This is a genomic window from Weissella confusa, from assembly GCF_004766315.1.
Classification (GTDB): Bacteria; Bacillota; Bacilli; order Lactobacillales; family Lactobacillaceae; genus Weissella; species Weissella confusa_A.
Genome location: NZ_PVSN01000022.1, coordinates 1 through 22,077, shown reverse-complemented (window position 1 = coordinate 22,077; position 22,077 = coordinate 1). Strand labels below are relative to the sequence as shown.

The window sequence follows — 22,077 nt, the reverse complement described above, 5'->3', positions numbered from 1 at the left end:
TCAAAAAACGCCCAATCGAAAAAAACACCCTGAAACCGTGCCAAGGTACTGGCAGTTTCAAGGTGATTTATCGTATTTTACTGATTTAGCTGTGGTTAAAAATTTAGTGCATGAATAATCCGGGTTTAATGTTCATAATAGTTTCCCCGTGGTAATGAATCCCCAAAATTGGTTTGTATTAGTTGTTTGTTACTGTGTAGTAGTCGAAATCAGCAAAGCTGTCGTGTTGGTGGGCGTCGACTGATCCAATAAAGTTGAACAATCCCGTAAAGCCACCAATTTCACCTGGCTCACCGTTAACACCTTCGTCAGACAAGTAAGCCACGTCGATGTCAGCTACCAATACCGTCCACTCTTCGTTAGCGTTGCGACGGTATGAAATTGTTGCACGGCCGAAGTCGTAATGCATACGCAATTCAACGTGTCCCTCTGGCATTGGTACCTTGTTGAAGACGTATTCAACACGGTCGCCCAACTTAGCTTGTAACACGCTCAACGTCGTCGTACCAAGTGACTATGACTTGTACAAACGTGCGTAGAACCAGTTGTTGGCATCATAGTACAATCCCAAACCAGCCGTTTCTGAATAGTGATCTGGTTGGAACGTTACGGCCGTTTCAACATCATAAACAAATGACGTTGCTCACGTTGCCATAATGCTTGGTTGCATTTGTGAGAAGAATGAGTTGCCACCGTAGATACGCATGTGACCTGGGTTTTCTGTCGTGTTTACCCAAGCCGCCGTTTGATCACGGTAAGGCGTCATGAAGTGGTTATCAATCGTTTCTGAATCAAATGTTTCATTAATGTCTTCAGATGCTGTCTTCTCAAATTCAACACCAGTCATGCCTGGCACTTCCATCTTCGCCAAGTTTGATCCGTCAGCCATTTGCAACCAACCATCAGCCGTCCACGCCATCTTTTGCAATGACGTTTCACGACCCAATGGGTTCAACGTTGTATCTGGCAAAGGACGTGACATCAAGTGTGCGATGTACCATTCACCGGTTTGTGTTTGAACCAATGACCCGTGCCCAGCCTTTTGCATCACTGAGTTAGGGTTGTACATTTGGAATTGACCAGCATCTGGGTCGCCCAATGAGAACAAGTGTTGTGGTGAAGACGTAATGATTGGCTCACCAGATGGGTGTGCCTCATATGGTCCGAAGACATTCTTTGAACGACCGATTTCAACACCGTGACCGTAACCAGTTCCACCGGCAGCAATCAACAAGTAGTAGTAATCGTCGCGCTTGTAAATTTGTGGTGCTTCAGCAGCGCCACGTGTTGTGAAGCCTTGCGTCACACGGTGCCAATCACCAATGATACCACCATTCTCAAGATCAACTTCAGCAATCACAATGTGACCTGGTGCTTGATAACCGGTACGTGACTCCCATTCCAAAATTGAAACATAGTGCTTGCCATCTTCATCGTGGAAGATAGCTGGATCAAATCCAATTGACGTTAGGTAAATTGGCTCTGACCATGGACCACGGATATCAGTTGCCCACATCGCGTATGAGTCTGAGTTGAACTCGCGACCAGCCATGTTCAACATGTGTGAGTAAGCCAACCAGTAACGGCCAGTTGCTTCATCGTAAGACAAGTGTGGTGCCCAAATACCTGCTGGTGTGTTTGTTCCTTGCAAGTTAATTTCACCATTCTTCAACACTTGGTCAATCAATGTCCAATTTGCCAAGTCCGTTGACTCGAAAATTTGAACACCTGGTGTCCAGTGGAAAGTTGACGTTGCAATGTAGAACGTCTCACCTACGCGGATGATTGATGGATCTGGTGCCATTCCTGGAATTACTGGATTTTGAATCATTGTCATTTTTATATTCCCCTTTGGGTCATCTCTTCATTCGTTATTACTTAACAAGAGTACAATGTAAGCGGATACATTGACAATACAATTCTGGTCGTTGGTTAAAAAGATACCTTTCGAAGGTGAGAATTGTAACCTTTTTGGCCTGTTTTTGTGTCATTTATCGGGGATAATAGGATTATGACAAAAAAGACTTATCACGAAACCGTCCAACACAACCCTGATGTTGGGGTTCGATTTTACTATTCAAAAATGGATGAACCCGGCTTGGTCCCTTTTCACTGGCACCGCAGTCTAGAAATTATTTATGTAATTCACGGTGAGCTGACGTTTACGTTGAACCATGCGATGACCCAAATTTCCGATGGCCAATTTATCGTCGTGCCATCTGGGGCAATTCACGCTGTCAGCAACACGCCGAACGAAGCCTATGTGCTCCAAATTCCAATCGACTTCATCAAGAATTATTGGCCTGATCCAGAAGACACAACTTTCAATCTTGATCTGACTGATTCGGATTATCAAAAAATCGCCGACTACTTTCCAATCTTAGGTGATATCTACGACACAAAGATTCCAGGTTATCCGTTCATCTTTCAGGCAACGATTTTGCAAATGCTATTCGCACTCTTTACGACGTTTTCCGAACCCGTTACAACACCCGAAACGAAAACGGATCACCTGAAGGAAGTACTGAGTTATATCAATGACCATTACGCCGAACAGCTGCCCATCAGTGAACTCGCAGACATGTTTTCATACAATCCAAATTATTTAAGCCGATTATTTAAATAAGAAATCGCCTTGTCGCCAGTGCAATATATCTATCAAGTGCGTCTCACTCACTTCTATCAAGATTTGTTGCAAACGGACGAACCTGTCAAAGAACTATTAATGAAAAACGGACTGACCAATAAGCGCCTAGCCATGCAATATTTCAAGGCCGCCTATGGAACAACTCCGCTCCAAGCTCGCAAGCAACACAACGAACTTTAATATAAGCAAAAAGCGCCAACACATTCGGAAATTCCGAGCGTGTTGGCGCTTTCGTATTTACTCTATTATTCGACTGACATCAAGATTGGGTACAATGGTTGACCACCATCGTGAATCTCGAATTCCAAATCTTCGTCGATTGCCAAACCAGCTTCTTCAAGCTTGTTTGCATCGTCTTCAGATGACCCTTGACCGTAGTATACCGTCACAAGTTCTGAATCCTCGTCAATCATCTTGCCTAGCAATTCAACTGCTGCTTGGTAAATGTCAGCATTTGGTACTGAAACGACGATTTCACCGTCAAACAAACCAATTGCGTCACCTGAGTGAATCTCCAAACCGTTCAACGTCGTGTCACGGACAGACGTCGTTACGGCACCAGACTTCACATCACCCAAAGCTGCGGTCATTGCTTCAGCGTTGTCTTCAAGCGTTCCTTCAGGGTTGTAACCCAAAACAAGCGCCGTCAAACCTTGTTGGATGGTACGCGTACGTACAACCTTAACAGGCACGTCAGCAATTTCAACTGCTTGGTCAGCGGCCATAAAGATGTTGCTGTCGTTAGGCAAAATCAACGCTTCCTTAGCGCCACTTTCCTTAACGGCATTCACCAAATCTTGTGTAGATGGTGCTTGCTCAGCATCGATAACAACCGTTGCACCTGATGAAGCAAACAATTCCTTGATTCCTTCACCAGTAGCCGTCGTGATAACTGCCAAAGCAACTGCAGGCTTTTCAGCTTCGGCCTTAGCTTCAGCTTCCTTTTGTGCTTCAGCCGCAGCAGCAGCTTCAGCTTGTTGATCACGCATGTTATCAACCTTAACCTTGCGCAATGAACCGAAGTGCGTTCCCCAGTTGATAACTTCACCTGGGTCTTCAGTGTGCACGTGAACCTTTACGACTTCATCATCGTTGATAACCAACAATGAGTCACCCATGGCTGCCAAGTGCTCGTAGAACTTGTCATAATCAAATTCTTGATCGTAAGTCGTTCCCTTTGCAATATCAACCATGATTTCCGTGCAGTACCCGAATTGGATATCTTCAGGGTTCAAGTCACCTTGAACACCGGCGTTGTGCAAAGACATCACCATCGCATCCAAAGCAGCGTTATCAATTTCAGGCGTGATTTCTTCACCGGACAAAACGGCGTAGAAAGCTTCCAAAACGATAACAAGTCCTTGACCACCTGAGTCAACAACACCGACTTCCTTCAAAACAGGCAACAAGTCAGGCGTAGATGCCAAAGCCTTTTCAGCTGCGTCCAAAGTTTCCTTCATGACAACAACTGCGTCATCTGACTCCTTAGCCGTACGGTTAGCTGCTGCTGCTGCTTCGCGGATAACTGTTAGGATAGTTCCTTCAGTTGGCTTCATAACAGCCTTGTAAGCCGTCTCAGCACCACCCATCAAGGCATCAGCCAAATCACGAGCTGACAACGTCTCCTTGTCGGCAATCTTAGCCGCAAATCCACGGAAGATTTGTGACAAGATAACACCTGAGTTACCACGAGCTCCCATTAGCAAGCCCTTTGACGTTGCTTGTGCCAAAGCGCCCAAGTGCGTATCCGTTTCGTTACGCTCGTACTCAGCACCGCTTGCCATTGACAATGTCATGTTTGTTCCTGTGTCACCATCTGGGACTGGGAACACATTCAATTTATTAATCTTTTCCGCGTTATTCTTCAGCGCATCCGCTGCCGCGTTGATCATCTTACCAAATTCAACGTTGGTAATAGTCGTTACAACTTCCACTTTTCTCAACTCCTTATAACTAGGTTTTTAGTCTCCTAGCATGCGCACGCCTTGTACCGTTACATTAACTTCGCTAGCAACAATACCAAGCATGACATTCAAATCGTTTTTTACACGAGCTTGGACGCTCTTTGAAATTTCAGAAATTTTCATACCGTACCCAACAATGATGTGGACGTCGACAACAACGCCGTTATCTTGTTGACGAACAACGACACCCTTTGAAAAGTTGTCGCCATTCAAAATTTGGTTAACACCATCGCGTAGTGGGTTTTGGCTGGCCATACCAACAACACCATAGTTGTCAGTAGCTGCGCCCCCAACGATTGTCGCAATGACCTCGTTTTCGATTTCAATTGCACCTTGCGTTGTTTGAATCTTAACTGCCATCTTGTATGACCTCCGTATAAAACTATATCTATTCTACCATATCGTAGCGTAGAAATAGGTCCTTATAGCCAATTTCGTTATACCCTGAACAAATACCGTGTATAAAGAAAAAAGCCACCGTAAACGGTAGCTTTATCTATTAAACACGCTCAATTGAACCGTTCTTCAAACCAGCCTTCAAAGTACGAGCTGACAAGTACACCTTCTTAGGTGCTGAACCGTTAATCTTAACCGTCACCTTTTGCAAGTTTGGCTTCCAGCTACGACGGCTTGAGTTAAGGGCGTGTGAACGTTGGTTACCGAAGCGAGTACGCTTTCCGTTGACTGCATCAACTGCCATATGTTTACCCTCCAATCTTAAGCTCTTTTAATTCAGTGCTTTTATTTACTTGAATAATAATATCAAACCCTTACTCGATGTGCAAGGGTTTTGTGTAAAGTATTTTTACTTTACACGATTAAGCTGTGTCGGAATTGCGAATTAATCACCTGTTTGACCAGTTAAGTCCCGACTTTCAATGACCGCAACCATCCCCGACTCAAACGAAAAGTGATTAACGTCGCCGTCAAATTCATTCGATGAGAACGAGAATGGATTACCTTGCCAGTTAGTTAGTTTGTATTTTTCATCGATCAAAGTCAAGCCTGTAACTGGTGTTAATGGCATAAATCCTAAATAATTCATGCCTGGTGTGTGCGTAATCGCGTGCGTCCCAGGTAAATAGAAGGACACGCGATTCGTCCGATCAATCAGAACGACTTTCGTTGCTAACTGTTGAAAACGTGGTTGCGTAAAAATCCAGATATTCGACAATAGTTGATCGATACGCCCCCCGGTTGCCCCATATATTTCAATGTGGTCAGGTTGTAGCTCACGTTCAACAATATCTAATAACAATTCCGTGTCCGTCTCATCCTTTTCCGGCTTGGCACTCACGACCCGTGGCAACTGAGCCAACGTTTGTTCACGTTCACTCAGTGTCATTGAATCAAAATCACCAACCGTGAGGACCGGAACATGACCTAAGGCTAACAAACGATGTGCGCCACGATCAGCAGCCGCCCATGGGCCGGCTAACGTTCCCTGTGCGAGTTCATCCGGCCATTCCGAGATTGGACCACCGACTAGTAAGCGCAAGCGTTCCATTAGTCTGACGTCACTTCCTTCAAACGGGCAATCTTAGCTGCTGGGTCAACCTTGTCAAAGACGTATGAACCAGCAACTGCAACCGTTGCCCCAGCTTCGTAGGCCAACTTAGTCGTTTCGTCGTTTGCACCACCATCGATTTCGATGTCATAGTCATAACCCTTTTCGCGCTTGATTTCAGCCAAGCGGGCAATCTTCTCCAACGTTTCAGGCAAGAACTTTTGTCCACCGAAACCAGGGTTAACCGTCATCACCAAAACTTGGTCAACCATGTGCAAAACCGGTTCGATAGCAGCCACTGACGTACCAGGGTTGATAACAACTTCAGCCTTGATACCGTGGTTCTTGATTTGTTGCAAAGCACGGTGAATGTGTGGCGTTGCCTCGTAGTGCACACCGATAATATCTGAACCAGCTTCAGCAAAAACGTCAATGTAGCGTTCTGGTTGTTCAACCATCAAGTGAACATCTAAGACCATGTTAGTTACTGGGCGCAAAGCCTTAACCCATGCTGGACCGTAAGAAATTGATGGTACAAACATACCATCCATAACATCGATGTGAACAAATTCTGCCCCTGCAGATTCAATCAACTCGATGTCCTTTTGCAAATTGATGTAATCTGCAGACAAAATTGATGGTGCTACCTTAATCGTCATCTCAAAAAACCTCGTATTTTTCTAGTGCTTCTTATCGTGTTTATTATAAACCGGGCGGCGACCCTCAATCAAATCGTAAAACAACTTGTAGTTGTCGTAACGTGATTGCATGATTTGACCGGCGGCCAATGCTTCCTTCACTGCGCAACCGGGTTCGTTCAAGTGAACACATCCTCGGAAACGGCAGTTTGGTGACAGTTCGTTAAATTCGCGGAAGTAACGCGTCAAATCACGCGCTTCCATGTCGAATACTTCGAACGCAGAGAATCCTGGGGTATCAGCCACAAAACCGCCAAACAGCTTAATCAAGCCAACCTGACGAGTCGTGTGACGTCCACGACTCAACGCTTGTGAGACTTCACCCGTTGCCAAGTCCAATTCCGGCGCAATGTGGTTAAGCAATGTACTCTTACCCGCACCAGTTTGTCCCATCACAACTGACAACTTATCGCTCAGCATGTCTTTAACAGCCGTCAAACTAGGCTCGTCAAAAGCCTTTTCTGGCAAAATAACTTGATATCCAGCTTGGCGATAACCGTCGGCGACTGTCACCATTTCAGCCATTTCTTGCTCATTAAGCAAATCAGTCTTAGTGAAATAAATCACCGGTTCAATATCTTTTTCTTCAAGTGCGACCAGTTGACGATCAAGCAAATTGCTTGACCAATCTGGCATCTTAACCGCCGTCACAACAATTGCTTGATCAACGTTAGCAACTGGTGGGCGTACCAAACTGTTATCACGCTCATCAATATCCAAAATATATCCTTCAGATTGGCTATCGGCACTAAAAGTTACCCAGTCACCAACCAAAGGCTTCATGTCACGCTTGCGGAAATTACCACGTGCTCGTGTGCGGAATAATTCTCCGTCATCAGTTAACACGTCATAAAATCCTGCCAACGCTAATTGAATTTGTCCATGATAATTTGCCATTTACTCTCCTATTTATTTTTGCTTAATCTTATTGATGAGTAGAAGATTCAGTTGTCGCGCTAGTTGCACTTGACGAACTTGAACTACTACTTGATGAAGATGACGAACTTGATGATGAAGACGATGGTGTTGATGAACTTGACGATGATGATGACGAACTTGATGACACAGCATCAGGGTTCTGTCCCTTCGAAATGTAAATCAACAGCATCTCATTAGACGTAATCTTCGTGCCTGGGGTGATAGATTGCGCCACAATTTGATCCTTACTCATACTATTACTATCTGAATAAATCTCATTATACGTGACACTGATGCCGTTTTCATGAGCCCAAGCATCGACCGTTCCACGCGTCTTACCACTAAAGTCTGGCACTGTGTAACGGCTTACCCCAGTTGATACCTTGAATTTAACAGTTGTCTTTGATGGTACAACCTTGTCTTCGGCATCGATATTTTGCGATACGATGTAACCGGCTGGAATCGTATCATCGGCAACCTCAGTCTGTTCAACTGTGTAGCCCTTATTCTTTAGGTTTTCAGCAACCGTCGTGTACTTATCGTTGACGTAATCACCAAAGCGAACATTAGCGACACCCTTAGAAACGACCAAATCCACCTTCTTACCGGCTTCAACTGTCTTGTCAGCTGAAGGCGTTGATCGCACAACCTTACCACGGGCAATGGTTGACGAGTTAGTCGTCGTCACATCACCGAGCTTCAGGTTATTGTCTTCAAGAGCTTGCTTGGCCGCAGCTTGGGTTAAGCCACGCAAATTAGGCACGTGCACCTTGCTTGGTTGCATCGCCCCGTAAATTGCTAACCCAACGATCATGGCTACAACGAAACCGAGCACCAGCCATACAAAACGCCATGGTGAACGCTTCTTTTTCGGTGCGACCGTTGCATCAGGTAGCGGTGCAACCTTATCAGCTAACTGGTCATCTGTTTCAGAAACCGCCTGTGGTCGCTTGGCTGCCATATCTTGAATTTGTGCTAATGGCACAACCTTCGTCGCCCCATCGGCTGCATCTTCACTCGGATCAACCCAACGCGCCTCATCCACGCGATTAGGTGACAGTGCCGTCGCCAAATCACTAGCCATCTCAGTTGCAGATGCATAACGACTAAGTGGATTCTTGGCTGTTGCCTTGAGAATCACGTTTTCAAGTGCCTGTGGCATTCGTGGGTCAAAGTCACGAATTGATGGCATTGGATCTTGCGTGTGTTTAACCGCAACCGCAACCGCCGTTTCACCATCAAATGGCACATGACCCGTTAACATCTCATACAGCATCACCCCAAGTGAATAGATATCGCTTCGAACAGTCGCAATATCACCCTTCACTTGTTCAGGGGCCATGTAGTGCACTGACCCAATTGCCGTATTCGTCTGTGTCATCCCAAATGACGTCTGAGCACGGGCAATCCCAAAGTCGGTAATCTTTGCTTGACCATTCAGGTCAATCAAGATGTTTTGTGGCTTTAGATCACGGTGCACAATACCGTTTTTATGAGCTTCAGCAACACCTGATAAGATGTCACTCATAATTTCGATGACACGAGTCACCGGAATCGGTTGGCGTTCAGCGATGTAGCGCTTCAAGTCCATCCCTTCAACATATTCGGTTACTAAATATTGTGAACCACCATCTTCACCGTAATCGTACACTTGAATAATGTTTGAATGTACCAAAGCAGTTGTCGCTGAAATTTCATTTTCAAAACGACGACGTACTGCCTCGTTATCACGCATATCAAGACGCATCAATTTAATTGAAACATCACGATCAAGAATAATGTCGTGGGCGCGATAAACGTTCGCCATCCCGCCTTCGCCTAATGGTTCGGCAATTCGGTAACGTCCGCCAATCATTTGATTCATTTCCATGTTAGCGTGCCTCACTTTCTTGTCGGCCGATCAAGACTGTGACATTGTCTGATCCACCAGCTTCATTTGTTGCACTAATCAATTCAGCAACTGCATCAGTAATTGTCGGTGCGTCATTAATCTTAGCTAAGATTTCCTCATCCGACACGTGCTTTGGCATGCCGTCAGTCGTCAAAACTAGCATATCACCTGGACGGGTTGCGAATTCAAAGACATCCGGTTCCGCCTCTTCAGTGACGCCCAGTTGACGCGTAATCACGTGACGACCAGGGTGCTTAACTGCCTCATCTTCAGTAATCGCACCACGGCGAACCAACTCACTTGCTAAATTATGATCAACCGTCAATTGACGCAATTGACCCTCTCGAATGAGGTACGCGCGTGAGTCACCCAAATTAGCAACAACTAATTGATCAACCAAAATAACGGCAATTACCAAAGTCGTTGCCATACCGCGCAACGTACGGTAACGATTAGCCGTCGTTAAAATTGTTTCATTTTCTTGGGCCGCCTGACTTTGTAGCCAGTTACGAGCCGCGACAATATCATGAATGTCGGTTTGCTGCCACTCATTACCAATGTGCGAAACCGCCATGGTTGCAGCAACATCCCCACCGTTCTCGCCTCCAACGCCATCAGCAACGATTGCTAGCTGTGCGCCAGCTTCGTTAATGAAGACGCCCACGTAATCCTGATTGTCGGCACGAACACGACCAGTATCGGACGCATACGCAATTTTCATAAAAATAAGCCTTCCTTTCAGCGGTTACTTGTTAATTAGGCTTGCTTCTTTTGCAACGTTGCAATGAAGAAACCATCAGATTCAAAATCATCTGGGAACATGTGAACCATGCCACGATCGTCACGTGCATCTAAGTCGTAGGCCGTGTACGTTGGTACCAATTCGAAATCTGGGTGATCAGCCAAGAACATGTCAACGACATCTTCGTTTTCTGAACGCAAAATCGTGCAAGTACCGTAAACCATACGTCCACCAGCCTTTAGCTTAGGTGCAGCTGCTTCCAAGATACCCAATTGAATCTTTTGCAAGCTCAAACTGTCTTCAATACTCTTATCGTATCGAATTTCAGGCTTACGACGCAATAGGCCAAAGCCAGAACAAGGCGCATCAACCAAAATACGGTCGAATTGTCCGTCCGCAAATGCCTCATCAACCTTACGGGCGTCCAACGTACGAGCGTTGATACGATCAGCCACATGCAAACGTTCGGCGTTTTGATTAATCAAACCAACCTTGTGATCGTGAATATCTAGTGCTTCAACGTGACCACCTTCAGCCGCGTTCAAATACGTTGCAATTTGCGTCGTCTTACCACCAGGGGCAGCCGCGGCATCCAAAACTTGATCATCAGGTTGAATGTCCAAACTAGGGGCCATCAACATAGCTGATTCGTCTTGCAACGTCACCAACCCGTCCTTAAACGCTTGTGAGCTGGCAACGTGACCACCGGCAAGGAGCAAAGCATCCGGTGTTACCTTTGATGGCGTCACCGTAAAGCCTTCTTCCAAAATCTTCGTTGCATCGGCAACTGTTGTGACTGCCAAGTTTACACGAGCTGATTGCGTAGGTGCGTCGTTAATTGCCATCGCAATACGTGACGCCTTCTCCCAGCCCAACTCTTCTGTCAATTGGTTAATCAACCAAGTTGGCAATGACGCCTCAATTGACAAACGTTCAACCTTGTCAGCAATTTCGTCAAATGAGCGCACACCTTCACGGTCAATTGCGTGAAGCACACCCGTGACAAACTTACGAACCCCATCGTGACCGCGACGCTTGGCGATGTTAATCGCTTCGTCAAAGATAGCGTGGTTGGGCACCTTGTCCAAGAACTTCATTTGGAAAAGAGACACGTACAACAATTCGCGAACCCATGGATCCAACTTTTCCGGCTTCTTCACGAATGGCGTCAACCAGTATTCCAAAGTCATGCGACGTTGAATAACACCGTAAACCATCGTTGTCATCAAGTGAACGTCACGTTCATCCAATTCAGCTTGCTTAACCGTATTGTTCAGTTGCAAGTTTGAATAGGCACCATTACGAATCTTTTCAAGTGTTCGAATGGCCATTGCACGTGCATTGTGCAGCTCCCATTCGGCAACTTTATTACTACTTCCCTTGCTCATCGGCAATCACCATGTCTCCTTCTTCGAACTTAGCATGTCCATTTAGATACGCCGTTACGTCCATCTTTGGCTTACCAGCTGGTTGCAATTCATCGATTGCAATGATGTTGCCATCACCAGCAGCTAGCCACAAATCATGCTTTCCCTTCTTAACAACCGTTCCGGCTGGTGCCGTTGTTGTTTCGTCAATCAAGTGGGTACGTTGAATCTTCGTGCGTACACCGTTAATCGTCGTGTGGGCAATTGGGAATGGGTACAAACCACGCACATGGTTGTGAATCTCACGTGCCGAACGGCTGAAGTCCAAAATTTCTTGTTCTGGTGAAATGTTTGGTGAGAACGTCACGTCTTCTTCAGCTTGTGGTTCAGGTTGCACATCCCCAGCAATCAACTTAGGCAACGTCTCCATCAACAAGTCACGTCCCAATAGACTCAACTTGTCGAACAATGTACCCGTGTTATCGTCATCCAAGATAGGCAACGTTGCGCGTGAAATCACATCACCGGCATCCATCTTCTTCACCATGTACATGATTGAGACACCTGTCTCAGCATCGCCGTTAAGCACAGCGTAGTGAATAGGTGCGCCACCACGATACTTTGGTAGCAATGATGCGTGGACGTTAATCGCTGCAATTTGTGCTGCTTCCAACAACTTGGTTGGCAAGAATTGGCCGTACGCCGCTGTAATCAGCAAATCTGGTTGCATTGCCATGACTTCAGCCATTTCCTCTGAACCAGAAAGCTTTTCAGGTTGCAAGACCTTAATGCCTGCAGCAACGGCTGCTTCCTTTACTGGCGTTGGCGTCATTACACGCTTACGACCAACTGGACGATCTGGTTGCGTCATTACGGCCGCAACCTCGTAGTCATCATTTGCAATCAATGCATTCAAAATTGGCACAGAAAAGTTAGGGGTTCCCATAAATACAATCTTAGTTGTCATGTTGCCAGTCTCCTTTTTATATGTATGAGGCATAATGCCTCGTTTGTTTGTTAAATAAAGTTCACTGGGTCGCGATCAATCGTTAAGGTAACACCTTTTTTTTGTAGTCGTTGTCCGGCCGAAACAAGTTCCGTTAACGCTTCTTCTAACCCATCATCATGCTTAAACTTAATCACCATACGGTAGTAGTACTTGTTCTTCAAACGCGCGATTGCACCGGTCGAAGGACCAAGCAAAACTGAGTCAGATGCCAAGTGGCGCTTGAGCCAGTTCGCTGTCTGATAGGCAACCTTGGCTGCCTCATCTTGACGTTCATGGGCAATCTTAATTTGCACCGTGTAGAAGTATGGTGCGTACTGCCAAGTATGACGTAGATTCATTTCTTGTTTGTAGAATGACTCATAGTCCTGTGTCTTGGCCAACTGAATGGCATAGTGATCAGGGTTAAAGGTTTGGATAACCACTTCACCTTCCTTATCAGCGCGTCCTGCACGACCAGCCACTTGGGTAAGCAATTGGAAAGTACGTTCAGAAGCTCGATAATCCGGCAAACCAAGCGTGGTATCAGCGTTTAGCACACCGACCAATGTGACATCTGGAAAATCCAGACCCTTGGCAATCATTTGCGTTCCCAATAGGATATCCGCCTTTTTCTCACCAAAATCATTCAACATCTTATCAGTCGCACCCTTACGACGCGTGGTATCAACGTCCATACGGATGATGCGCGCGTCAGGCATAATGCGTTGCAATTCTTCTTCAACCTTTTGCGTACCCGTACCATAAGGACGGATACGATCAGAACCACAGTTGGCACAAGTTGTTGGGATTGGTTCGCTGTAACCACAGTAGTGGCATTCCAAACGACCCGTGTCCTTGTGCACCGTCAAAGCCAAATCACAGTTCACACAACGTGGCGTATAACCACAGTTGCGACACATCATGAAGTTTGCATAGCCACGTCGATTCAACATCAGGACACTTTGTTCTTGTTTGTCCATGCGGTCGCGGAGTTGCGTTAATAATTGTGGTGAGAAAATATCATCCCCACCAGCCTTCATCGCCTCACGCATATCCACAACTTCCGCCTTTGGCAACGGATTGTGCAACGCACGCTCCGTCAACGTTAGCAATGTATATACACCACGTTGGGCACGCGCACGACTTTCCAATGATGGTGTCGCTGACCCTAGTACAACCGTTGCATTGTGATACTCGGCACGCCAAAGCGCGACATCGCGAGCGTGATAACGTGGATTTTCTTCTTGCTTATAGGTTGCTTCGTGTTCCTCATCGATTACGATAAGACCAATATTTTCCAACGGTGCAAAAATCGCTGAACGTGCTCCCACAACCACTTGCACTTCATGACGTTCAACACGACGCCACTCATCATAACGTTCGCCATCTGACAAACCTGAGTGCATCACCGCCACATTGTCGCCAAAACGCCCCTTCACACGGCGTACCATTTGTGGCGTCAACGTAATTTCCGGCACCAACATCAAGGCTGTCTTACCATTGGCCAACGTGTGGGCAATGCTTTGCAAGTACACCTCGGTTTTTCCTGAACCGGTAATGCCTTCTAACAAAAAGGTGTGATTCTCAGCTTTATTCAAGCTAGCTGTAATGGCATCGTAAGCAACTTCTTGCTCTGGGTTTAACGTCAAAGCTTCCGTTGCAGCTACCGGGCTACTCAAACGTGGCAATCGATATTCTTCAATTTCGGCACGCGTAATCCAGCCCTGTTCCTCAGCTTTTTTAATCGTTGGATAGTCAAGATGTTGTTCATCAATAACGGTCTTGATTGGCATAAAGTCACGTGGCGCCGTCATCAAAAAGGTCAACAAGCGCGCTTGCTTAACCGCCGTCTTACGTAACTGACGACGCTCATTATCATAAAAGTCAGCGTCTTGGGTCGGCTTCATCGCCAAGACTGTTTTCGCCGTGGCACGATTATCCACGACATAGCCAACCTGTAGAACACCTTGTCGTTGCAAACGTTGCAACTTTGGCAATAGCGCTGGCTCAATTTCATGTTCGTCAAACGGAATTTCAGAACGATCTGCAAATAGCAACGCAACGGCTGCATCGTCCGCAATCGCATCTGGGTCAACCAGTTGTAACGTCTTTGAATACTTAGCGCGCATCACGTTAGGTAGCATCGTTTGCAACACGCTAATCCGGAATGAAAAATTCGTTTCGGCCAACCAGCCACCTAGTTGCAACAATTCATCATTCAAAACTGGGGTTAGCTCTACAACGCTATCAATGTCCTTCAACTTGTCAGCATCTTCAGCCTCGTTGAGGATGCCAACGACGAACCCCTGAATCAAGCGATTCCCACGGCCAAATGGTACAACAACCCGCATACCATCAACGACAACATCTGCTAACTCAGCCGGAATACGATAGGTATATGGCTGGTTTGTTTGCATTGCCGGTACATCGACAATCACTTGTGCATACATGTAATATTTTCCTTTCATCTGGTCTCTATATTCAATAAGTCTAAAATTTGCTCACTCTATTTTACCAAACTTAGGCAAATCCCCCTAATGACGCCCGATACGCTTTATATTTCCTTTGGTTTTACACCAACAAAAAAGGTCAAGGTATTGCCACCTTGACCTTTTTTCAATTTTATTCGCGTTGATTTTTAAATCTTGTCATCGTTAGTTTCACCGCTTCATGCATGAACACATCTAATTCGGCAAACGATGGTGGCATTTGCCAAATAAATAAACGTTTATTCGGTGCAAGCGGCATTAAATGGTCGGCCAATACAGCGTCAGCAATCGTTGGATCATCAATATAATCAATGTTCAACTCGTATCGACGGCGTAGCAATGACTCAATCTCTTGTTGTAATCCCGGATTATCAAATTCAAGCATAATCGTCATCTTCGGAATCATCACATCACGACTGATGGCATGCAAAAAGACATTGTAGAACATCGCAAATAAACGTGAACGTATCTCGTGACTTTCAACCCCAAAATGTTCCCGGATGCCATCAAATACTTGTTCCGTAAAAAGCTCATACTCCGGTAGCAAGGAATGTCGTGGCATCTGATCGTCATGCCCGCGATAATCAATCTTGTATAAGAAATAAACCGCAATCATCGCTCGGTCAAGATTAGTCTTAATATCATCCTCCGTGTCCGCCGGCATCAGAGTTCTAAACTGACGCAAATACTGCTGCTTAATGATGTCGATAATGCCGTTGTAGAAACGGAAATAGTGACGGTCCGCATTCGCCACCAAGCTCGCCTGCAAAACGCCATTACTAATCAAAGCCGTCATGCCGTATCGGATTTCACGATTTAGATGGCCCGGTGTAATGTTAGTAAACCCTTCTGCCATTTGCTTTACTTTGTCATACACTGCTGCCATTTGTGAATTAAAATCGGGCGTATCAACTAGGACATCAAAGTCATTGTCGCGGGGGATGAAACAGGCAACGCCCATCCGTGCGACCCAAACCGCAACGGTAATCGCCATAATGTATTTGCGTCGGACTGGGAGCTTTTTATTTTGTGAAAACTCATAGTAACCAATAATTCGCTGGACGCATTGCATGGTTTCTTCGTCGAAATAATGTCCCAAATCATCGACTGTATCCGTCGCACCGAAAATTAACCGCTCATACATGATGCGCAACACGGTTTCATCTCCTTCAAGTCGATTCGCTGAATTTAGACGAACCCCACTCGCACCCAGACGTTTATTTAATTCGTGCTTGTCTTCGTTCAAATGATTTAAATTCACACCCGATTTTTTCGCAATCTCATTTAACGAAAACGGCCGATCCTTTAACGTCGCAATCAATAGTTGAAAAGCATGCGCCTCTAGCGTGTACTTACGCTCCATTCTGACCAAACTCACGCTGTAGCCGGGCAACCAATGAATGATGCGCGTATCGGCATCGTACACCAGTTGGATGTGACGAGGAATATGGTTTTCTTTTTCATCCGCAATCAGTTCCGTTACTAACGTTTCGGTCATGTACTTTGACCAGCCAAAATGGGCTTCAATTTCTGCTAACGTCATAAAACTGCCACTGCTTTGGTATAAAAAGCGGAACAGTTGCAACTTCTTATATTCGCGTTTTCCCAATAACCATTCCATCACGAAACTCCCCTACTTGCGCTAATTTACTTGAAATAGTAGCACAAGGCGTCATGTAACCTCGTGAAGAAAGATTGAAAAAAGACCTGATTCAGTAATATCAGGTCTTTTTGTACTATTCGTATTTGTGTTTAAGCCTCTGGCTCGTTGCTCAACGTCCACGTCAAAGTTGTCGTGTACGTGTCAGCCAAAGCAGCGTTGGCCGGAACCGCCAAAGATACACCATCGTCAGTGTGAGCCGTTGTGTCAGCCGTTCCTTGGAATGAAGCGAAGTAGTTACCAGGCATCGTCCCTTGCTTAGCGTCCATAACCGTGCTGTTCTTGTCAGACAACGTGTTCGCTTGGTGAGTAATCGTTGAAACATCTCCGTTTGCCAGCTCAGTAACTGCTGGGTCAGCCAACTTCAATTGGGCCCCCTTCAAAGTTGAACCCTTAGTTCCGATGAAATCGCTGTCTTGCTTAACTGACAAGTTCCAACCAGTTTGGACGGCACGCTTGTCTGAAACTTCAGTATAAGCTGGAATAAACTTGCCGTTCTTAGTTGCCAATTGCTTAGCAGCGTATGATTCTTGCTTTGAGCTGATCGTGTGTGAATCAAAGTCAAAGTCCGTTGCCCAAACCAACTTCAACAATGCCTTTGAATCGTTTCCGTTGTTACCTGGTTGGTCAGGCGTGTCTGGGTTTTCTGGGTCAGTACCAGGCGTTACTGGCTTGTCTGGGTTTTCCTTAGGTGCTTGGAAGGCAACCTTGGCATCAGTCTTCGCCGTGTTGTCCGTGTAAGTTGCTGCAAATCCAGTTGATGATACCATCAACGTTCCCAAAATTGCCGTCGTTGCCAAAAATACAGTCTTCTTCATGATAGTTTCCCTCTTTCCGTATATATCAAAAATCCCAAAATTTTTCTCATTACCATGTCTTATTTGGCGGGGCATGGTAACCCACTTTCACCCAATTTGTCATTTATGCTGGTACCGTTCCTAGTGTCCAAGTAATTGTTCCGTGATAATCTTTTCCCGCTTGGGCTTGTTGGGCCGGCTTCGTAAATCGCAGCCCAACCATGCCCGGGTTAGCGTCATTAATTGTTGTTTCCGTAATGCCGTCGGTCGATTCATTTGACTAATTGGCAATTTCTGTTTCGCCATCACTGTTAATCGTGAATTGTCCACCTGCGAGCTCCAACGTTGGCTTGCCGACCATGAAGTCTTGATTCAACTTGGCTGTTAGTCGCCAATTGCGGTTAGCCATGGTCGCATCCGTGTGGGCAACATATAGGCTGCCGTGCACGCTCTTGGCATACTTTGTGGCGTCTCCTTGATAGTACTTATCGCCAACTGTAATCGTGCCAAAATCCATCTCGTCTGGCGCAAATACTTTGAACATGCCCTTGTAAGTGACTGTTTTGTCCAACGTTTCAGCAGCGTTTTGATCAATGATGTCCCAATGAACCGTTGTCACATCTGGTGTATATCCTTTAACTTCCGGCATCTTCACATCCTGCCAAGCGGCCGGCGTTTCCAACTTCACTTGGCCTGTGTATTTATCAGTTGTCCGTGTGAGTTGAATGGTTTGCACGTTATCCTTTGGTAACTGTGCAGCTGGCAATCCTTGGTAGTGAACCGTGCGCTTGTACGTTACTTGTTCATCACTTGTATCGTGGGCCACGTGAATGATAACTGGTTGGTTCGTCACAGTATTTTGATCATCTGCCGTAACGGTCCCAACGTTATTTTCCAAGTTGACGATGTGCGTGTTCGCCGGCACTAGGTTCTTCAAATCTGTGATTGCGTAGTTGAAGTCTTGCCCAATCACTACCGGCATCGTCGCATCAGCCAACTTGTTGTTGGGGTCGGTATCATCGACTAGTTGGACAGGTAACTTACCAGATACCGCATCATAACGAACTGTGATGACATTTTTTGAGGTATCTTCAGTTGTTGTGATGGTACGGTCGGCAGCTGTGCCAGCAAGTGTGGCGTGGGGGATGCTTGGTGCAACCCAATTTTCTTCACCGCTTCCAGAGACCGAAATCTTTGCACCGATGATACTGTCAATTTGCGCATCGTCAGCAAGTCGATTACCATCTTTGTCAACAAAATGTACTGTCGTCGTCGTTGTGTCATACGTTCCTTTGATGTCGTTTAGGCTAAGATAACTTTTGTCATAGTAACCATTTCCTTGAACTGATGTTAACAAGCCGATGTAGATACGAGATACCGTCTTCGGTATATCGGTCGTCGCTGTTAGACCATCGCTGCCCGTGTATGTGACTTGGCGTATCGTTGCGTCATAATTAACGTCGTATTGTTGATCAATTGGCTTTGCTGACCAGTTACTCGTCGTAAATTTTGTCTGCTTGGCTTGATTTTTAACCCCCGCAATCGTAGTTCGCACGAAGTTGTAGTGATCCATCTTATTAATTCCCCAACCCCAGTTAACTGGACCATAGTATGTTTCACCAAAGGCTTGGGTCCCAAACGTTGTCTGCCATGCCACGTCTTTGGTGGCATATCCAGCATTTGAATTCACACCACCAGTCTGTACACTTGATAGCTTCTCGGCACTAGCAGTAGACAAGGCAACTCCCAAAAAATCACTTGTATACAAGTAATTGTTTTTTGAGGTGATGTAGCCGTGCGTTTTCAACGAAAAGTCGCGGTCTGTGCGCAATGGGCGTTCAAATGCTGCTGATGAAAATCCGTAAGCACCCCCATCTGCTTCACCATTCAACATTTGCCAGTCGCCAACTCCTTTGCGGAAAGTCGGCGTTGGAAAAGATGCCGAGTGCGTTGGCGTCGTTCTGACAACCGAGTGCTTATCATCAAACGTCTTTGCATCAGGCGAAACGTTTTTAGCGGGGATGTGATCACCCGGTTGTAAGGTCGTATCGTCCGCGAATGCCATTTCAACCGACATACTCAACGTTGCTGCAACACCAATCAACACAATCAGTGGCTTTATTAAGTTATTAGTTTTGATTACCCTCATTGTTGGTTACCTCACTAACGCTCATTTGCAATCGACGCAACTCCGCTGTGCGCTTACGATCGCGTCGTACTAAGAAGATGATTAGCAAAATCAAGAGAATGACTGCCAAAATCATCAAAGCGATTTGCCACCATACCCAGTGGCTGATTGTGACATTGCGTTGGTTCATTGTGCGGGCTTGATTAGCTGCAACAACAAACGTTTGCTTGAAATGCCAGTGACCTTGCTTGGCCGTTAAGTCGATGTCAGCCACGTACTTGCCCGGCTGCAACTTTTGCCCATCCGTCATCATCATCGTGTAATCGAAGTGGCTGTTTGGTGCGACCTTCTGATTCTTTTTATCTTCAGATAGGACTTGCTTGTGATCCTTGGCCGTGTAGACCACCGCATGTGACTTCATGTCAGTGATAAATGCCGGTTGGTCGTTTTGTAAGCGGGCTAGGATGGCCGTGCGATAGTTCACCGTCGCTGGACGAACTTGGTGCATGCGTAGGTTTGGCGTGACCGCTTCATCTGATTCGTGTAGACAACCCCCATGTCGTAGGCATAACGGTTGCGAATTTGGACTCCACTATTTTGTGTCTTACCAGCTTCAGGGTCGGTCACAAACGAGATACCCCCCACTGCGATACCGTTAAATCGTTGACTTTGTACCAACAACTTGGCGCTGACTTTGATGGTACCGTGCGCCGGAATGGTCACACTCTTTGGTACGGTAATCATGCTGCCGACGTTAGCCGTCATTGATTCATCTACTTTAATCTTGTTCTTACCATATTCGATGACCCCATTATCATTGGTGGATGCCGGATTAGCACTCATGTGAACAAGCATTGGCTTATCACCGTCATTCATCAATGTCATCTCTAGGTTTTGTTCTTGTCCTGGTTCGAACTTCAAGTCGTAATAACCAGTCTTTGTATCAATTTGTGATGCTGGGAAAATTGGATCAACGCCGAGGGCACTATTATCAGCAAAGGCAGTTGTTGCAACTTGACTCATGCCGAATGTCAACGCAGTCGCTAATGCAATTTGTAGCTTTCTCTTCATGTCTCTTTCCTCCTCTTCCTTACACATAGAAGTTTAGCAAAGCCAGCATCGTTCGGAATAACTGCCTTAGAATGGAGTAGATACGGCGTGATACAAAGATTATTTTTTTGAGTATTTAAAAAACGTTTACGAAAGTCGTTGGTCGTTTTTCCGGTTTATCGGATTTGAAGCACAAAAAACGACCAACCTCGTGGATTGCGAGATTGGTCGTTTATTGTGTTAGGTGTGAAATGTCTTTCTCACTCTAAATATATTAAATTACTTGGCCGGAGCATCGTCAGGAGCTGCATTCAACGTCCAAGTCAAAGTTGTGTGATAGTTACCTGCCAAAGCGGCGTTTCCAGGAACCGTCAACGTAACACCCTTATCTCCGGCCGTCTTTCCAAATTGGGCGTAGTAAATACCGTCCAAAGTGTTCTTTGGCGCACTCATAACTTGTGCATCCGTATCAAGAACAGTAGCACCTACAGCTGTACCGGTAAAGTTACTCATTGTATTCAATGCAGCATCAACCTTGTTTTCAGTTACAAAGTTAAGTGTAGCGCCCTTCAATGCAACGCCGTCCTTCATGAATTGGCCGTTTTCCTTAACGTGCAATGACCATCCATCACCAGTTGAACGGTGATCAGAAACTTGAGCGTATGGTGCTACCTTTGCTGTTTGTGGATCAATTGCACCAAAGGTTTGCTCCTTAGCACTAACTGTGTTGTTATCACCAAAGTCTAGTTGTGGGGCGTACATCAATGCCAACAATCCAGGGTTAGTGTTTCCACCATTGCTTGGCTTATCAGAAGGGTTATCTGGATTTCCACCAGGGTTAAGTGGCTTATCCGGGTTCGTTGTTGCTGCCTTAAATGTCACCCATGCATCTGTTGTTGCATTAGAATTTCCCTTTGCATCCGCCGTTGAGTACGTCGTATCAACTGGCTTGTATGTGGCAGTGTCAGCAAATACAGCTGATGAAGCAACCATACCCGTCAAAATGGCGGCAGTTGCCAAAAATACAGTCTTCTTCATAAGAACTATACCTCTTCCTTAAAATAAAAATTTAAACCCGGATTATTCATCAAGACAAACAAAAACCCGCTGAAACAGCAAGTTAATACCGTTTCAGCGGGTTTTGCGCTTTCACCCGTTGGGTGAAAACCATAGGAGCTCTTTTTTATGATATTTTGTTAGTGGAAAACAAACCAAATACTCAAAAATTGGA

19 protein-coding genes and 1 pseudogene are annotated in these 22,077 nt (G+C 45.7%); 2 read left to right on the top strand and 18 right to left on the bottom strand.

Features of this window, described 5'->3' with window-relative positions:
- Window positions 1-178 precede the first annotated feature (178 nt).
- A pseudogene (locus tag C6P11_RS03975) lies at window positions 179-1,837 on the bottom strand (family 43 glycosylhydrolase).
- A 174-nt stretch (window positions 1,838-2,011) separates the two neighbouring features.
- Between C6P11_RS03975 and C6P11_RS03970 the strand changes: the two are divergent.
- Both C6P11_RS03970 and C6P11_RS11480 read left to right on the top strand, forming a co-directional pair.
- A complete protein-coding gene (locus C6P11_RS03970) occupies window positions 2,012-2,626 on the top strand; it encodes a cupin domain-containing protein (RefSeq protein WP_135518762.1) in 615 nt (204 codons plus the stop codon).
- An 18-nt stretch (window positions 2,627-2,644) separates the two neighbouring features.
- Window positions 2,645-2,827 (top strand): hypothetical protein, encoded by a 183-nt coding sequence (locus C6P11_RS11480; RefSeq protein ID WP_432430732.1) that lies wholly within the window; start codon window positions 2,645-2,647, stop codon window positions 2,825-2,827.
- A 65-nt stretch (window positions 2,828-2,892) separates the two neighbouring features.
- On the opposite strand, the gene C6P11_RS03960 is transcribed toward C6P11_RS11480, so the two are convergent.
- The 17 genes from C6P11_RS03960 to C6P11_RS03880 form a co-directional block, all read right to left on the bottom strand.
- On the bottom strand, window positions 2,893-4,581 hold the full coding sequence (locus C6P11_RS03960) for a DAK2 domain-containing protein (protein ID WP_135518760.1): 1,689 nt from the start codon (window positions 4,579-4,581) through the stop codon (window positions 2,893-2,895).
- A 27-nt stretch (window positions 4,582-4,608) separates the two neighbouring features.
- Window positions 4,609-4,971, bottom strand: coding sequence for an Asp23/Gls24 family envelope stress response protein (locus tag C6P11_RS03955; protein ID WP_003609109.1), 363 nt, complete (start codon window positions 4,969-4,971; stop codon window positions 4,609-4,611).
- Between the two features lie 139 nt (window positions 4,972-5,110).
- Window positions 5,111-5,311: a 50S ribosomal protein L28 gene (rpmB, locus tag C6P11_RS03950; RefSeq protein WP_003609111.1), complete on the bottom strand. Its 201-nt coding sequence runs from the start codon at window positions 5,309-5,311 to the stop codon at window positions 5,111-5,113.
- A gap of 141 nt (window positions 5,312-5,452) precedes the next feature.
- Complete coding sequence (locus C6P11_RS03945) at window positions 5,453-6,118, bottom strand: thiamine diphosphokinase (RefSeq protein ID WP_135518758.1); 666 nt, start codon at window positions 6,116-6,118, stop codon at window positions 5,453-5,455.
- Complete coding sequence (rpe, locus tag C6P11_RS03940) at window positions 6,118-6,777, bottom strand: ribulose-phosphate 3-epimerase (protein ID WP_135518756.1); 660 nt, start codon at window positions 6,775-6,777, stop codon at window positions 6,118-6,120. Before rpe ends, C6P11_RS03945 begins: the two co-directional genes overlap by 1 nt.
- A gap of 21 nt (window positions 6,778-6,798) precedes the next feature.
- Window positions 6,799-7,713 carry a ribosome small subunit-dependent GTPase A gene (gene rsgA / locus C6P11_RS03935; RefSeq protein WP_003609115.1) on the bottom strand — a complete coding sequence of 305 codons (915 nt, stop codon included), beginning with the start codon at window positions 7,711-7,713 and terminating at the stop codon, window positions 6,799-6,801.
- Window positions 7,714-7,741: 28 nt separating this feature from the next.
- Complete coding sequence (pknB, locus tag C6P11_RS03930) at window positions 7,742-9,604, bottom strand: Stk1 family PASTA domain-containing Ser/Thr kinase (RefSeq protein ID WP_135518754.1); 1,863 nt, start codon at window positions 9,602-9,604, stop codon at window positions 7,742-7,744.
- A gap of 1 nt (window position 9,605) precedes the next feature.
- Complete coding sequence (locus tag C6P11_RS03925) at window positions 9,606-10,346, bottom strand: Stp1/IreP family PP2C-type Ser/Thr phosphatase (RefSeq protein WP_135518752.1); 741 nt, start codon at window positions 10,344-10,346, stop codon at window positions 9,606-9,608.
- A gap of 35 nt (window positions 10,347-10,381) precedes the next feature.
- On the bottom strand, window positions 10,382-11,755 hold the full coding sequence (gene rsmB, locus C6P11_RS03920) for a 16S rRNA (cytosine(967)-C(5))-methyltransferase RsmB (protein ID WP_135518750.1): 1,374 nt from the start codon (window positions 11,753-11,755) through the stop codon (window positions 10,382-10,384).
- Window positions 11,739-12,701, bottom strand: a complete 963-nt coding sequence (gene fmt / locus C6P11_RS03915) for a methionyl-tRNA formyltransferase (RefSeq protein ID WP_135518748.1) — start codon at window positions 12,699-12,701, stop codon at window positions 11,739-11,741. Before fmt ends, rsmB begins: the two co-directional genes overlap by 17 nt.
- Before the next feature lie 50 nt (window positions 12,702-12,751).
- Complete coding sequence (gene priA / locus C6P11_RS03910) at window positions 12,752-15,172, bottom strand: primosomal protein N' (RefSeq protein ID WP_135518764.1); 2,421 nt, start codon at window positions 15,170-15,172, stop codon at window positions 12,752-12,754.
- 172 nt (window positions 15,173-15,344) lie between these two features.
- Window positions 15,345-16,832, bottom strand: coding sequence for a helix-turn-helix domain-containing protein (locus tag C6P11_RS03905; protein WP_135518746.1), 1,488 nt, complete (start codon window positions 16,830-16,832; stop codon window positions 15,345-15,347).
- Between the two features lie 131 nt (window positions 16,833-16,963).
- Entirely contained in the window at window positions 16,964-17,689 is a 726-nt protein-coding gene (locus C6P11_RS03900) for a WxL domain-containing protein (protein WP_167849524.1), read from the bottom strand.
- 259 nt (window positions 17,690-17,948) lie between these two features.
- Window positions 17,949-19,817, bottom strand: a complete 1,869-nt coding sequence (locus C6P11_RS03895) for a mucin-binding protein (protein ID WP_135518743.1) — start codon at window positions 19,815-19,817, stop codon at window positions 17,949-17,951.
- A complete protein-coding gene (locus C6P11_RS03890) occupies window positions 19,798-20,304 on the bottom strand; it encodes a DUF3324 domain-containing protein (protein WP_135518741.1) in 507 nt (168 codons plus the stop codon). The genes C6P11_RS03895 and C6P11_RS03890 overlap by 20 nt, the downstream gene beginning before the upstream one ends.
- On the bottom strand, window positions 20,277-20,867 hold the full coding sequence (locus tag C6P11_RS03885) for a DUF916 domain-containing protein (protein ID WP_167849523.1): 591 nt from the start codon (window positions 20,865-20,867) through the stop codon (window positions 20,277-20,279). Before C6P11_RS03885 ends, C6P11_RS03890 begins: the two co-directional genes overlap by 28 nt.
- Before the next feature lie 258 nt (window positions 20,868-21,125).
- On the bottom strand, window positions 21,126-21,884 hold the full coding sequence (locus C6P11_RS03880; protein WP_135518737.1) for a WxL domain-containing protein: 759 nt from the start codon (window positions 21,882-21,884) through the stop codon (window positions 21,126-21,128).
- Between the last annotated feature and the right edge of the window lie 193 nt (window positions 21,885-22,077).